Origin of the sequence: Verrucosispora sp. NA02020 (assembly GCF_013364215.1) — a bacterium.
Taxonomy (GTDB): domain Bacteria; phylum Actinomycetota; class Actinomycetes; order Mycobacteriales; family Micromonosporaceae; genus Micromonospora.
The window spans coordinates 4,542,347-4,556,695 of sequence record NZ_CP054923.1; the positions used below are offsets into that span (position 1 = coordinate 4,542,347).

Genomic DNA, 14,349 nt, shown 5'->3' on the forward strand with positions numbered 1-14,349 from the left:
GCAGCGTCACTTGGCGTTGAAGTAGCTGGCCTCCGGGTGGTGCACCACGATGGCGTCGGTGGCCTGCTCCGGCATGAGCTGGAACTCCTCGGACAACTCCACGCCGATCCGCTCCGCGCCGAGCAGCTCCACGATCTTCGCCCGGTCCTCAAGGTCGGGGCAGGCCGGATAGCCGAACGCGTACCGGCAGCCCCGGTAGTCGGTGCGGAGCAGACCGGCGAGGTCCGTGGGGTCGTCGGCGGCGAGGGTACGGCCGTCGGGCAGGGTCAGCTCGGCCCGGACCCGCTGGTGCCAGTACTCGGCCAGCGCCTCGGTGAGCTGCACGGACAGCCCGTGCACCTCCAGGTAGTCGCGATACTCGTTGCGGGCGAAGAGCTTGGCCGCGTACTCGCTGACCGGATGACCGACGGTGACCAGTTGCAGGGCGACCACGTCCAGGTCGTCGCCGCGCGGACGGAAGAAGTCGGCCAGACAGAGCCGCCGTTCCTGGCGCTGCCGGGGGAAGGTGAACCTGGCCCGCTCGGCGTGACCGTTCTCGTCCAGCACCACCAGGTCGTTGCCCTCGGAGTACGCCGGGAAGTAGCCGTACACCACGGCCGCCTCCAGCACCTTGTCGGCGATCAGGCGGTCCAGCCAGTAGCGCAGCCGGGGCCGGCCCTCGGTCTCCACCAGTTCCTCGTAGGACGGACCCTTGCCGCCGCGTGCGCCGCGCAGGCCCCACTGGCCCATGAAGGTGGCCCGCTCGTCCAGCAGCGCCGCGTAGTCGGCCAGCGGCACGCCCTTGACGACCCGCGTGCCGAAGAACGGCGCGCTCGGCACCGGCACGTCGGCGGCCACGTCGGAGCGGACCGAGGTGTCGCTCAGCTCCGGCAGCGACTCGGAGACGACGGCGCGCTGCCGTTCCCGACGGGCCCGGCGGGCCGCGAGGGCCGCCTCCCGCTCGGCGTCGACCACGGGAGCACCGCCGCGCTTGGCGGTCATCACCCGGTCCATCAGAGAGAGTCCCTCGAAGGCGTCGCGGGCGTAGTGCACCTGTCCGGGGAACATCGACCGCAGGTCGTCCTCGACGTACGCCCGGGTCAGTGCCGCACCGCCGAGCAGGACCGGCCAGCGCTCCGCGACCCCGCGCGTGGCCATCTCGACCAGGTTCTCCTTCATGATGACCGTGCTCTTGACCAGCAGGCCCGACATGCCGATGGCGTCGGCGCGGTGCTGCTCGGCCGCGTCGAGGATGGCGGAGATCGGCTGCTTGATGCCGATGTTCACCACCTCGTAGCCGTTGTTGGAGAGGATGATGTCGACCAGGTTCTTGCCGATGTCGTGCACGTCGCCCTTGACGGTGGCGAGCACGATGCGGCCCTTGCCACCGTCGTCGTTCTTCTCCATGTGCGGTTCGAGGTACGCCACCGCGGTCTTCATCACCTCGGCGGACTGGAGCACGAACGGCAGCTGCATCTGGCCGGAGCCGAACAGCTCACCGACGACCTTCATGCCGTCCAGCAGGATGTCGTTGATGATGAGCAGCGGCGCGGTGCCAGCGGCCATCGCCGCGTCCAGGTCGGCCTCCAGGCCGTTGCGCTCGCCGTCGATGATCCGCCGCTTGAGCCGCTCGTTGAGCGGCAGCGCGGCCAACTCCTCGGCCCGGGTGGCGCGCGCCGACGCGGCGTCCACGCCCTCGAAGACCTCGATGAACCGCTGCACCGGGTCGTAGCCCTCGCGACGGCGGTCGTAGACCAGGTCGAGGGCGATCTCCCGCTGCTCGTCGGGAATCTTGGACATCGGCAGGATCTTGCTGGCGTGCACGATCGCCGAGGTGAGACCGGCCTGCACGCACTCGTGCAGGAAGACCGAGTTGAGCACCTGCCGGGCCGCCGGGTTGAGCCCGAACGAGACGTTCGAGATGCCCAGCGTGAAGTTCACGCCCGGCCAGCGGCGGGCGATCTCCCGAATCGCCTCGATGGTCTCGATGCCGTCGCGGCGGGTCTCCTCCTGACCGGTGGCGATCGGGAAGGTCAGCGCGTCGATCAGGATGTCGGCCCGGCGCAGTCCCCACCGGCCGGTCAGGTCCTCGATCAACCGCTCGGCGACGCGTACCTTCCACTCCGCCGTGCGGGCCTGGCCCTCCTCGTCGATGAGCAGCGCGACCACGGCGGCGCCGTGCTCGGCGACCACCGGCATGATCCGCGCGTAGCGGGAGTCCGGGCCGTCGCCGTCCTCGAAGTTGACCGAGTTGACCACGCACCGGCCGCCGAGCGTCTCCAGCCCGGCCTCGATCACCGCCGGCTCGGTGGAGTCCAGCATGATCGGCAGCGTGGAGGCGGTGGCGAAGCGTCCGGCCAGCTCCCGCATGTCGGTGGTGCCGTCGCGGCCGACGTAGTCGATGCAGAGGTCCAGCAGGTGCGAGCCGTCCCGGGCCTGAGCACGGGCGATCTCCACGCAGGACTGCCAGTCGGCGGCGAGCATCGCGTCCCGGAACGCCTTGGAACCGTTGGCGTTGGTCCGCTCCCCCACCATCAGCACGCTGGCGTCCTGCGCGAACGGCACATGGTGGTAGATCGAGGAGACACCGGCGTCGGCCCGCGGCTCGCGGGCCACCGGCCGCAGCTCGCGCATCCGCTCGGAGAGGACCCGGATGTGCTCCGGCGTGGTGCCGCAACAGCCACCGACCAGCGCGACGCCGTACTCGACGACGAACCGCTCCAGGGCGTCGGCCATGTCCTCCGGACCGAGCGGGAAGTACGCGCCGTCGGCGGTGAGCACCGGCAGGCCGGCGTTGGGCATCACCGACACCGGGATGCGGGAGTGCTGGGCCAGGTAGCGCAGGTGCTCGCCCATCTCGGCCGGGCCGGTCGAGCAGTTCAGCCCGATCAGGTCCACGCCGAGCGGCTCGATCGCGGTCAGCGCCGCGCCGATCTCGCTGCCCAGCAGCATGGTGCCGGTGGTCTCGACCGCGACGTGGCAGATGATCGGCACCTGGACGCCCGCCTCGGCCATGGCCCGCTTCGACCCGGTCACCGCTGCCTTGACCTGGAGCAGATCCTGGCAGGTCTCGATGATCAGCGCGTCCGCGCCACCGGCGATCAGACCACCGGCGTTCTGCTGGTACGCGTCGCGCAGCGTGGCGTACGCGGCATGCCCGAGCGTGGGCAGCTTGGTCCCGGGGCCGATCGAGCCGAGCACCCAGCGCGGCCGTTCCGGCGTCGAGTACGCGTCGGCGGCCTCCCGGGCCAGCCGCGCCCCCACCTCGGACAGCTCCCAGATCCGCTCGGGGATGTCGTACTCCGCGAGGTTCGGCAGGTTGGCACCGAAGGTGTTCGTCTCCACACAGTCCGCGCCCGCGGCCAGGTACGCCTCGTGCACCCCGCGCACCACGTCCGGACGGGTGACGTTGAGGATTTCGTTGCACCCCTCCAGACCGTCGAAGTCGTCGAGGCTCAGGTCCGCGGCCTGCAGCATCGTGCCCATCGCCCCGTCGGTGACGAGGATCCGGTCTGTCAGCGCATCGAGCAACGAAGTCCGCACGCTCTCAGGTTAGTGCGACCCGGGTGCCGCGCATCCCCACGTACGGCTCGTTCCCACAATGTGTCGCCGGGATCACCTGCCCGAATTCGACCACTATGCGAGCTACCGGTGGCCGATCCGGTCGCCACCGACGGTGGTGGCCAGCGCCGGATCCGGCGCGGCCGACGGGCCGGGTACGGGCGCGGCACGTAGGCTGACTGATGTGAGGGACATCAGCGACACCACCACGCACGGCGGGCGGCCGACCGGGGCCGTCGGCGACGAGCAGGGTGAGGTGACGGCGTGACCGAGTTCGACGGGTTGCCGGTGCTGCGATCCCCGGTGGCCATCGCCGCCTTCGAGGGGTGGAACGACGCCGCCGACGCCTCGACCGCCGCCGTGGAACATCTGGAACAGGTGTGGGAGGCGCGGCCGATCACGGAGCTGGACCCGGAGGACTTCTACGACTTCCAGGTCAGCCGGCCCACCATCACGATGGCCGAGGGCGCCACCCGACGGGTGGAGTGGCCGACCACGCGGTTCACGGTGGCCAGCCCGTCCGGCACCGAACGCGACGTGGTGCTGATCCGGGGCATCGAGCCGAGCATGCGCTGGCGCACCTTCTGCGAGCAGGTGCTGGAGATCTGCCACAGCCTGGAGGTCGAACGGGTGGTCCTGCTCGGCGCGCTGCTGGCCGACGTGCCCTACACCCGGCCACTGCCGATCAGCGGCAGCGCCTCCGACGCCGACGCCGCCCGCCGCTACCAGCTCACCCCCACCCGGTACGACGGACCGACCGGCATCGTCGGCGTGCTGCACGACGCCTGCACCCGCGCGGAGGTGGACGCGGTCTCGTTCTGGGTGCACGTGCCGCACTACGCCAACAACCCGCCCTGCCCCAAGGCCACGCTCGCCCTGCTGCACCGGGTCGAGGAGGTCCTCGACCTGCCGGTGCCGATGGCCGACCTGGCCGAGGAGGCCGCCGAGTGGGAGCAGCGCGTGCGCAGCGCCGCCGAGCAGGACGCCGAACTCGGCGAGTACGTCCGTGAGCTGGAGGAACGCGTCGGCGACGCGGGCATCACCCCGTTGACCGGGGACGAGATCGCGCAGGAGTTCGAGAAGTACCTGCGCCGCCGGGGCGGGTCCGCCGGCCCGACCGCCGGATCCTGGTAGCCCTTCCCCGTTTCTTCGCGACGCCCCGGACACGGTCCACGTGTCCGGGGCGTTCCTGTCTCGCTGGGCGTGTCCGTCGGGTGCTCGTTTCAGGGTGGCGCGGCACGCACCGCGTAGGGCATCCTAGGAACCTAGCTGAGGAGGTCGGGGATGCAGATCAACCCGGGTGCCGCGGAGTTCCCGCACCGGCAGATCGCCGCGCAGCTCAAGACGCAGATCCGCCGGGGCGACTGGGGTCCGGGTGAGCGTCTGCCGTCGATCCCGGCGATCGCCGAGATGTTCGGCGTGGCCAAGCAGACCGTGCAACGCGCCGTCGACCAGCTCCGCGTCGAAGGCATCCTGATCACCAAGCCCGGCTCCGGCACGTACGTCCGCGGTACCCGGCGGCGACTCAACCGGCTCTCCCGAGGCCGCTACGGCGGCTTCCGGGGCTACCACACCGACCTGGCCGCCCGGTACCGGCAGCAACTCGTCGCCGTCGGCCGCTCCCCCGCACCGCCCGAGGTCGCCGACGCGTTCGGCGTACCCGACGGCACCGAACTGCTCTGCCGCCGCCACCTGGTCCGCACCGAGGACTCACCGGTCGAGGTGGGCGCCTCCTGGTTCCTGCCCACCGACACCGCCGGCACCACACTGGAACGCGCCGAGGCCTTCGGCCGCCCGCTCTACCAGGAGGCCGAGGAGGCCACCGGACGCCGGTACGCGACCGCCACCGACACGATCACCGCACGCCAGCCCAGCCGCGAGGAGGCCGAGACCCTCCAGATCCGGCCGGACACCCCGGTGCTGCACCTGCTGCACGTGGCGTACGACGAGCGCCGCAGACCGATCGAGGTCGCCCAGGCCACCTGGCCCGGCCCGGTCACCACGCTGACCGAGGAGTACCCGATCCCCGCCCCCACCAGCACCCCCGACCCCGACCCCGGCCTGGTCCTCGGCTGACCCCGCTCCCCGGTCCGCGCTCCGGGCCACGCGTCACTGGCGGGGCCCACGTGTCGCCGATCATGGACTTACGGCAGGGTCATATCGACTCATAAACCAGCGAAACGACTGCCACCACTCCATGATCGACGCAGGCGCAGGCACAGCGCGGCGTGGGGGTCAGAGGCGGATGCCGAGGAGGGCGTCCAGGGTGGTGGCGAAGAGGGCCGGAGCGGACGGATCCTCGACGTCACCGGCCAGCGTGCGGTCGGCCCACTCGTCGGCCAGCCGTACGGCACCCGGGGAGTCGAGGTCGTCGGTGAGGCGGTCGCGTACGCCCGAGAGGAAGGTCTCGCCGGACGGCCCGGCTGGCGCGACGGCGGCCCGGCGCCAGCGGGCCAGGCGCTCCTCTGCGGTGGTCAGCAGGTCGTCGGTCCAGGAGCGGTCGGCGCGGTAGTGGCCGGTGAGCAGGGCCAGCCGGACGGCCATCGGGTCGATCCGGTCGGCGCGCAGCCGGGAGACGAAGACGAGGTTGCCGCGGGACTTGGACATCTTCTCGCCGTCCAGGCCGATCATGCCGGCGTGCACGTAGTGCTCGGCGAAGGGCAGCGTGCCGGTCAGCCGTTCGGCGTGCGCGGCGGAGCACTCGTGGTGCGGGAAGACCAGGTCGTTGCCGCCGCCCTGGACACCGATGGTGGCGCCGAGCAGGTTCAGCGCGATGACGGTGCACTCGATGTGCCAGCCGGGGCGGCCGGGGCCGAGGTCGCCGCCCGGCCAAGAGGGTTCGCCCTCGCGGGCGCCGCGCCACAGCAACGGGTCCAGCGGGTCGCGCTTGCCGGCCCGGTCCGGGTCGCCGCCGCGCTCGGGGAAGATCTCCAGCATCTCGTCCCGGGACAGGTTCGACTCGTAGCCGAAGCGCGGTGCGGTGGAGACGTCGAAGTAGACGTCGCCGGTGCCGTCCTCGATGCGGTACGCGGCGCCGTCCTTGAGCAGCAGCAACACCTTCTCGGCGATGTCCGGGATCGACTCCACGGCGCCGACGTAGTGTGCCGGCGGGATGATCCGCAGCGCCTCCATGTCCTCCCGGAACAGCGCTGTCTCCCGCATCGCCAGGACCTTCCAGTCCTCGCCGTCGCGTTCGGCGCGCTCCAGCAGGGGGTCGTCGATGTCGGTGACGTTCTGCACGTACCGCACCTCGTGTCCCGCGTCGCGCCACATCCGCTGCACCAGATCAAAGGTGATCATGGTGGCGGCGTGTCCCAGGTGGGTGGCGTCGTACGGGGTGATACCGCAGACGTACATGGAGGTCGGTCCCTCGGTCGGGTGCACACCCTGCCGCGCCGAGTCGTACAACCTCAGCGGCCCACCCCTGCCCGGCAGCCGCGGCACCTCGTGCCCCACCCAAGACTCCATGACCGCCAGCCTAGCCAGCCGACCGTAGGCGTCACGCCGGGCTCTCCAGTGATCAAGCCGACATGGTCACACCGGCGGCCACGGCACGGCCGGCCAGTCGTGGGACGGCTGCGGGAAACGGCACTCCTCGCGGAGCCGACCGATCCGAGCGGCCAGTTCGGTGATCTCACCGATGGTGAGGTGGTCGGCGAGGTCGTCGCCGAGCGGACCGGCGACCTGGACGGCGAGCCGGTCCAACGTCTCGACGGCGTCGGGCGGCAACTGTCGGCCGGCCCAACCCCACAGCACCGTCCGCAGCTTCTCCTCCACGTGGAAGCTGACGCCGTGGTCGACGCCGTACAGCCGGTCGTCCGGACCGACCAGCACATGGCCGCCCTTGCGGTCGGCATTGTTGATCACCGCGTCGAGCACCGCGAGTCGGGCCAGTCGCGGGTCGTCGGCGTGGGCCAGCGCGTACGCCGTGCCGTCGTCGTCGCGGGCCGCCGCCACCGGGAACCAGCGGGGCGGTACGGCGTCGGCCGGCACGAACCCGACGAGCGGCTCGGCGTCGTCCGGCTCGTCGATCCACAGTTGGCAGGAGCCCGGGCCGAACGGGCCGTCCCGCAGCACGGTGGGCGGCACCAGGTCCCAGCCGCTGGCGGCGGAGACCAGGTAGGCAGCCACCTCCCGGCCCGCCAGCGTGCCGTCCGGGAAGTCCCACAGCGGGCGCTCACCGCGTACCGGCTTGTAGACGCAGCGGGCGGTCGCGCCGTCCAGGGTGAGGACACCCCGCAGGGTGGTGTTGGAGGCGTCGACCAGCCGGCCCTCGATGCTCAGGTCACCGTCGCGCAGCAGCCGCAACGCCGCGCCACCGTCCTGCCGAGGTGCCAGGCCGGACGAGGTCACCGGTGGTAGCCGTTGTTCCGGGGACAGAGGTGGCCGGCCGGGTCGAGCGGCTGGCCGCACAGCGGACACGGGGGACGGCCGGCGTTGACCACCCGCCGCGCCCGCTCGATGAACTCGCGGGTCGCCTCCGGCGTCAGCCGGACCCGGAGCCGGTCGAGGTCCTCGTCCGGCTCGACGTCGTCGGCCTCGTCCTCCTCCGACTCCCCCAGCTCCAACTCGCTCTCCGCCTCGCCGACGGCGATCGCCTCGATGACCACGGTCGCGGTGTCCGCGTCGAAGGCCAACCCCAGGGTGCCGACCCGGAACTCCTCGTCGACCGGCGTCTCCAACGGCTCGTTGTCGCCCAGTGCGGCGGGAGCCTCGGGCAGGTCGACGCCGAAGCGGCGCTGCGCCTCGGTGAGCAGTTCCTCCAGCTTCTCGGCGAGCAACGAGACCTGGACCTTCTCCAGCGCGACGCTGACCACCCGGCCACCGCCACGGGCCTGGAGGAAGAAAGTACGCTCCCCCGGCGGCCCGACGGTCCCGGCGACGAACCGCTCAGGCGGCTCGAAGGCGTGCACCTGGTGCGTCATACCCACGACCCTATCCGGCGGCCCGACACGCCGCGCACCCCACCAAGCCGCGTCACCGGGCGCCACCCGCGCCACCGCCGACGGCGGCGTCCGAGTCCGCCGGCCGGGTCGCCCGGCGACGCCGCTTGCGGACCGGCGGCACCAACCCGGTCAGGTCGCCGCCGACGTCGTTGAGGCGTACCAGGAAGGGACGCAGCGGCGTGTAGCGGATCGCGGTCACCGACGCCGGGTCGACCACGATGCGCTGGAAGAGATCCAGGTGTACGCCGAGCGCGTCGGCGACGATCGCCTTGATCACGTCGCCGTGGCCACAGGCCAGCCAGACCGCCTCCGGGCCGTGTTCGGCGGTGATCCGGGCGTCCCAGGCGCGTACCGCCGCGACCGCGCGGGCCGCCATCTGCGCCATCGACTCCCCCTCGGGGAAGACCGCCGCGCTCGGATGTTGCTGCACCACCGCCCAGAGGGGCTCCTTGGCCAGCTTCTTCAACGGCTGGCCCTCCCAGGTGCCGTACCCGCACTCGATGAGCCCGTCCTCGACGACCGGCACGGCCTGCGGAAGGGCGAGTTCCAGGGTCTGCCGGCAGCGGATCAGCGGACTGGTCACCACGGCGGCCAGCGGCAGGCCGCCCAACCGCTCGCCGACGGCGCTGGCCTGGGCGCGGCCGGTGTCGTCCAGCTCGACCGGTTGCCGACCGGCCAGGCCGCCGTCGGCGTTGGCGGTGGTGCGTCCGTGCCGCAGGAGGAGAAGAGTCGCCACCCGCACCACCCTAGGCCCTCGCCGCCGCCTGTCCCGGCCCGTCCCGCCGCCAGCGCGAACCCGGACATACCTCACACGCCCGGGGGTGGGTGCGCAAGGAGGGGCCCCCTGCTAACGCCTGGTGCATAGCAGGGGACCCCTCCTAACATCCGGGTACGAGGAGAGCCGCACGACGCATCTGGGTGATATGTCTGCTACGCCCTAGTTGGCGATGGAATTCTCGTCGGCCGCGTGTCGTTGAAATGAGGGACCGGCCAGGCCAGCGCCCGAGACGGCTACGCCGGATCCCCCACGGGAATGGCCCGCCTCCGCCAGTCGTTACACCCGGACCCGGCACCACGAGCGGCCACCACACCCCGCCAGCCAGGGCCACCCCGAACAAAGCCACCAGCGCCTGACGGCGTCGGCACCGCCACCCCCTTGCGGTGTCCCACCCCCGAACGGAGCTACCCCCATGAACACCATGCTGCGCAACAGCGTCCTGACCATCGCCGGACTCACCGTCGCCGGCGGCCTCGCCGCCGGACCCCTCAACCACAGCACCACCGACACCACACCGACCAACCCCATCACCGCCGCCATCCAGGCCGACAAGCCCGACACCACCACCCTCATCCCGCACGGCGTGCAGGGCACCCAGTCCCACATCGACCTCGACAACGAGCAGATCGCCAACGCCAAGGCCATCATCGCCGCGACGAAGAAGGCCGACATGAACGAACGCGCCGCCGTCATCGCCATCGGCACCGCATTCCAGGAGTCCAAGCTGCAGAACCTCGGCCACCTCGGCGCCCGCAACGACCACGACTCCCAGGGACTGTTCCAGCAGCGCCCCTCCTCCGGTTGGGGCACCGTCGAACAGATCACCGACCCCGAATACTCCACCCTCGCCTTCCTCAAGGGCCTCAAGCAGGTCGACGGCTGGCAGGACATGCCCTTGACCGTCGCCGCCCAGACCGTCCAGGTCTCCGCATTCCCCGACCACTACGCCCAGTGGGAACAACAGGCCGCCGACCTCGTCGCCGCACACTGGAACAGCTGACCCACACCACCACGACGAGCGTCCTCGCCATCGCCGGACTCACCGTCGCCGGCGGCCTCGCCGCCGGACCCCTCAACCACAGCACCACCGACACCACACCGACCAACCCCATCACCGCCGCCATCCAGGCCGACAAGCCCGACACCACCACCCTCATCCCGCACGGCGTGCAGGGCACCCAGTCCCACATCGACCTCGACAACGAGCAGATCGCCAACGCCAAGGCCATCATCGCCGCGACGAAGAAGGCCGACATGAACGAACGCGCCGCCGTCATCGCCATCGGCACCGCATTCCAGGAGTCCAAGCTGCAGAACCTCGGCCACCTCGGCGCCCGCAACGACCACGACTCCCAGGGACTGTTCCAGCAGCGCCCCTCCTCCGGTTGGGGCACCGTCGAACAGATCACCGACCCCGAATACTCCACCCTCGCCTTCCTCAAGGGCCTCAAGCAGGTCGACGGCTGGCAGGACATGCCCTTGACCGTCGCCGCCCAGACCGTCCAGGTCTCCGCATTCCCCGACCACTACGCCCAGTGGGAACAACAGGCCGCCGACCTCGTCGCCGCACACTGGAACAGCTGACCCACACCACCACGACGGCCGGCGCCCCCAACAGGGTGCCGGCCGTCAACGCACCACCAACGCCCACCCGAAAGCACCGCACGCCCGGCCGCGACGCATGTTAGGAAGGGCCCCCTGCTATGCACCAGGCGATAGCAGGGGGCCCTTCCTTACATCCAACCCAGGGTCAGGTGGCGCTGATGGTGCCGGTGAGCAGCAGGGCGAACACCAGCGTGCCGACCGCCACCCGGTAGAGCACGAAGACGTACAGGGTGTGGTGGGCGACGAACCGCAGCAGCCAGGCGATGGCCGCGTACCCGACGACGAAGGCGATGAGCGTGGCGACCACCATCTGCGCGACGGTGGGTGCCGAGGTGCCCGGGGCCGCCGGTTCGAAGACGTCCCCGAGGCTGAAGATCCCGGACATCACCACGGCCGGGATGGCCAGCAGGAACGAGTAGCGGGCCGCCGTCTCCCGGGTCAGGTTGAGGAACAGGCCGAAGGTCAACGTCGCACCGGACCGGGACACGCCGGGGATCAGCGCCATCGCCTGGGCGAAGCCCATCACCACACCGTCGCGCATCCGGAAGTCCTTCAACGTCCGGGTCTGCCGACCCCAGTACTCGGCGAAGGCGAGCACGAAGGCGAACACGATCAGGGTGGTGGCCACCACCCACAGGTTCCGGGCGGTCTCCCGGATCTGGTCCTTGAACAGGAAACCGAGCGCCCCGATCGGGATCGAGCCGACGATGACGTACCAGCCCATCCGGTAGTCGAGGCTGGAGCGTACGGACTTGTCCCAGATCCCGACCGTCCAGGTACGGCCGATGCGCCAGATGTCCTTGGCGAAGTAGAGCAGCACGGCCGCTTCGGTGCCGAGCTGGGTGACCGCGGTGAACGACGCCCCCGCGTCACGGTCGAAGAAGATCGCCGAGGTGATCCGCAGGTGCCCCGACGAGCTGACCGGAAGGAACTCGGTCAGGCCCTGGACGATGCCCAGGACGATGGCTTCGATCCAGGTCACTCCCCGACTCCCGAGAGTTCCAGCGCCTCGGCGACGGTACGCAGGGTCTGCACCCCGCTGTCCCGGTCGCCGGCGAACAGGGTGATCGACAGGGTGGTGACGCCGGACTCGGCGTACTGGCGCATCCGCTCGGCGATCCGCTCCTTGGGGCCGAGCAGCGAGGTCCGGTCGATGAACTCCAGCGGCACCGCGGCCGCCGCGTCGCGCTGCCGCTTGGCCAGGTAGAGGTCCTGCACCTCCCGGGCGGCGTCGCCGTACCCCATCCGGGTCGCCAACTGGTTGTAGAAGTTCTGCTGGCGGCTGCCCATCCCGCCCACGTAGAGGGCGGCGTACCAGCGCACCAGCTGGGCGCAGGAGTCGACGTCGTCGCCGACCACGACCGGCACGGAGGGCACCACGTCGAAGCCGGCCAGCTCCTTGCCGACCTTGGCCCGGCCGGCGCGTACCGCCGCGAGTTGCTCCTCGGCGAACTCGGGGGCGTAGAAGACGGCCAGCCAGCCGTCGGCGATCTCGCCGGCCAGCTCCAGGTTCTTCGGACCGACGGCGGCGAGGTAGATCGGGATGTGCTCACGCGGCGGATGGAAACCCAGCCGCAGCGCCTTGCCGGGACCGTCGGGCAGCGGGAGCTGGTAGAACTCACCGTCGTAGGCGACCTCCTTGCGGGCCACCGCCAGCTTCACGATGTCCACGTACTCCCGGGTCCGGGCCAGCGGCTTGCCGAACCGTACGCCGTGCCAGCCCTCGGAGACCTGCGGGCCGGAGACGCCCAGGCCGAGCCGGAAGCGGCCGCCGGAGAGCGCGTCGAGGGTCGCCGCGGTCATCGCGGTCATCGCGGGCGTACGGGCCGGGATCTGCATCACCGCGCTGCCGATGTCTATCCGCTCGGTCTGTCCGGCCATCCAGGAGAGCATGCTCGGCGAGTCGGAGCCGTACGCCTCCGCCGCCCACACCACCGAGTAGCCGAGTCGGTCCGCCTCCTGAGCCATGGCCAGATGATCCGCCGGCGTGCTCCAGGCTGTCTGGTATCCGAGGTTTAGCCCGAGTCGCACAGAGTCCTCCCCCATCCGCAGTCGCATCAGGTTACGCAATGCCGCCGGAAGCGACGATCACCGGCTCACCCGAATCGCCATGCGTCTGGGCAGACTCGACGGGAGCGAGGATATCGGTTCGGCCCTCGTTCGAAATAAGGTTCACCCATGCAACAGCGACCGCTCGGCCGAAGCGGGCTGGCGGTTTCCCGGCTCGCGCTCGGCACCATGACCTGGGGCCGGGACACCGACGCCGACGACGCCGCTGCGCAACTGAAGAGTTACCTCGACGCGGGTGGCAACCTGATCGACACCGCCGACGTGTACGGCGACGGCGACGCCGAGTCGGTGATCGGCTCGCTGCTGGGTGGTCTGGTGCCCCGCGACGAGCTGCTCATCGCCACCAAGGCGGGGTTGCGTCCGGGTGGCCCCCGCCGTCGCGACGGCTCCCGGGGGCACCTGCTGCGCACGCTCGACGCCTCGTTGCGACGGCTGGGCACCGACCACGTCGACCTGTTCCAGGTGCACGGCTACGACCCGGCCACCCCGCTGGAGGAGACCCTGGCCGCGCTCGACCACGCGGTGGCCAGCGGCCGGGTCCGCTACGTCGGCGTGTCGAACTTCTCCGGCTGGCAGACCGCCCGGGCGGCGGCCTGGCAGACGGCCTGGCCCGGACGTGCCCCGGTGGTAGCCGCGCAGGTGGAGTACTCCCTGCTGGAACGCGGGGTCGAGCGCGAGGTGCTGCCGGCCTGCGAGGCGCTCGGTCTGGGCGTGCTGCCGTGGTCACCCCTGGGTCGTGGGGTGCTCACCGGCAAGTACCGGCACGGCCGGCCGGCGGACTCGCGGGCGGTGTCGCCCCATTTCGAGCGTTTCGTCTCCACCTACCTGGAGCCGCGCTGCTCCAGCATCGTGGAGGCGGTCGCCACCGCCGCCGGTGGCCTCGGGGTCTCCCCGTTGGAGGTGGCGCTGGCCTGGATCCGGGACCGGCCCGGCGTGACCGCGCCGATCCTCGGCGCCCGGACGTCCGGGCAACTGCTCGGCGCCCTCCAGGTGGAGCGGATGACCCTGCCCGAGGAGATCACCACGGCGCTGGACGACGTCTCGGCCCTGGAGGTCGGCTACCCCGAACGCGACGGGTGACCCGCCGAACTGCCCGGAGGGTGGCGCACAGCGGCTCCGAATGGGCAGCATAGGGCCCATGGACTACGAGTACGCGCCGCTGCGCCTACCGCCGAACGTCGACCGGTTGGCCGCCGCCGCGCAACTGGCGATCCAGGCCGAGTTCAGCGGGTGGGAGCTGGCCCGGGTGCAGTTGTACCGCGACGGCACCCGCCAGGTGGTGCTGCGCCGCCGCGTGGCCAACGGCTCCCCGCAGCCCGGCCTCTCCTACTGACCCGTCCCCACCCGGCGGTGGGTAGATCTGTTGCCGCTGCGGCGACAACAGACGTACCCACCACCGCCCGGGTCGAC

At 71.2% G+C, this 14,349-nt stretch carries 13 protein-coding genes; 6 read left to right on the forward strand and 7 right to left on the reverse strand.

Annotated elements, in window-relative coordinates; genetic code table 11:
- Positions 1 to 6: 6 nt before the first annotated feature.
- On the reverse strand, positions 7 to 3,522 hold the full coding sequence (gene metH, locus HUT12_RS19760) for a methionine synthase (RefSeq protein ID WP_176094324.1): 3,516 nt from the start codon (positions 3,520 to 3,522) through the stop codon (positions 7 to 9).
- Between the two features lie 282 nt (positions 3,523 to 3,804).
- Between metH and HUT12_RS19765 the strand changes: the two genes are divergently transcribed.
- Together HUT12_RS19765 and HUT12_RS19770 are read left to right on the forward strand one after the other, a co-directional pair.
- Positions 3,805 to 4,674 (forward strand): PAC2 family protein, encoded by an 870-nt coding sequence (locus tag HUT12_RS19765; protein ID WP_117229830.1) that lies wholly within the window; start codon positions 3,805 to 3,807, stop codon positions 4,672 to 4,674.
- 150 nt (positions 4,675 to 4,824) lie between these two features.
- Entirely contained in the window at positions 4,825 to 5,616 is a 792-nt protein-coding gene (locus tag HUT12_RS19770; protein WP_176094325.1) for a GntR family transcriptional regulator, read from the forward strand.
- 159 nt (positions 5,617 to 5,775) lie between these two features.
- On the opposite strand, the gene mshC is transcribed toward HUT12_RS19770, so the two are convergent.
- From mshC to HUT12_RS19790, 4 genes are all read right to left on the reverse strand, one after another.
- On the reverse strand, positions 5,776 to 7,008 hold the full coding sequence (gene mshC / locus HUT12_RS19775; RefSeq protein WP_131053434.1) for a cysteine--1-D-myo-inosityl 2-amino-2-deoxy-alpha-D-glucopyranoside ligase: 1,233 nt from the start codon (positions 7,006 to 7,008) through the stop codon (positions 5,776 to 5,778).
- Between the two features lie 66 nt (positions 7,009 to 7,074).
- Positions 7,075 to 7,893, reverse strand: a complete 819-nt coding sequence (locus tag HUT12_RS19780) for an SCO1664 family protein (RefSeq protein WP_176094326.1) — start codon at positions 7,891 to 7,893, stop codon at positions 7,075 to 7,077.
- The gene (locus HUT12_RS19785; protein ID WP_131053436.1) at positions 7,890 to 8,465 is read right to left on the reverse strand and encodes a DUF3090 domain-containing protein; all 576 of its coding nucleotides are present in this window, start codon (positions 8,463 to 8,465) and stop codon (positions 7,890 to 7,892) included. Before HUT12_RS19785 ends, HUT12_RS19780 begins: the two co-directional genes overlap by 4 nt.
- Positions 8,466 to 8,517: 52 nt before the next feature.
- A complete protein-coding gene (locus HUT12_RS19790) occupies positions 8,518 to 9,231 on the reverse strand; it encodes an MSMEG_4193 family putative phosphomutase (protein WP_176094327.1) in 714 nt (237 codons plus the stop codon).
- Between the two features lie 445 nt (positions 9,232 to 9,676).
- Between HUT12_RS19790 and HUT12_RS19795 the strand changes: the two genes are divergently transcribed.
- Positions 9,677 to 10,264 carry a hypothetical protein gene (locus HUT12_RS19795; RefSeq protein ID WP_176094328.1) on the forward strand — a complete coding sequence of 196 codons (588 nt, stop codon included), beginning with the start codon at positions 9,677 to 9,679 and terminating at the stop codon, positions 10,262 to 10,264.
- Complete coding sequence (locus HUT12_RS19800) at positions 10,261 to 10,848, forward strand: hypothetical protein (RefSeq protein ID WP_176095729.1); 588 nt, start codon at positions 10,261 to 10,263, stop codon at positions 10,846 to 10,848. Before HUT12_RS19795 ends, HUT12_RS19800 begins: the two co-directional genes overlap by 4 nt.
- A gap of 166 nt (positions 10,849 to 11,014) precedes the next feature.
- Here the strand turns inward: HUT12_RS19800 and HUT12_RS19805 are convergent, their stop codons facing one another.
- Together HUT12_RS19805 and HUT12_RS19810 are read right to left on the reverse strand one after the other, a co-directional pair.
- Positions 11,015 to 11,851 (reverse strand): undecaprenyl-diphosphate phosphatase, encoded by an 837-nt coding sequence (locus tag HUT12_RS19805; protein ID WP_131053333.1) that lies wholly within the window; start codon positions 11,849 to 11,851, stop codon positions 11,015 to 11,017.
- On the reverse strand, positions 11,848 to 12,900 hold the full coding sequence (locus HUT12_RS19810; protein WP_131053334.1) for an LLM class F420-dependent oxidoreductase: 1,053 nt from the start codon (positions 12,898 to 12,900) through the stop codon (positions 11,848 to 11,850). The genes HUT12_RS19805 and HUT12_RS19810 overlap by 4 nt, the downstream gene beginning before the upstream one ends.
- Positions 12,901 to 13,047: 147 nt before the next feature.
- On the opposite strand from HUT12_RS19810, the gene HUT12_RS19815 reads away from it, so the two are divergent.
- Both HUT12_RS19815 and HUT12_RS19820 read left to right on the forward strand, forming a co-directional pair.
- Complete coding sequence (locus tag HUT12_RS19815; protein WP_131053335.1) at positions 13,048 to 14,019, forward strand: aldo/keto reductase; 972 nt, start codon at positions 13,048 to 13,050, stop codon at positions 14,017 to 14,019.
- A 58-nt stretch (positions 14,020 to 14,077) separates the two neighbouring features.
- Complete coding sequence (locus tag HUT12_RS19820; RefSeq protein ID WP_131053336.1) at positions 14,078 to 14,272, forward strand: DUF5703 family protein; 195 nt, start codon at positions 14,078 to 14,080, stop codon at positions 14,270 to 14,272.
- Positions 14,273 to 14,349 lie beyond the last annotated feature (77 nt).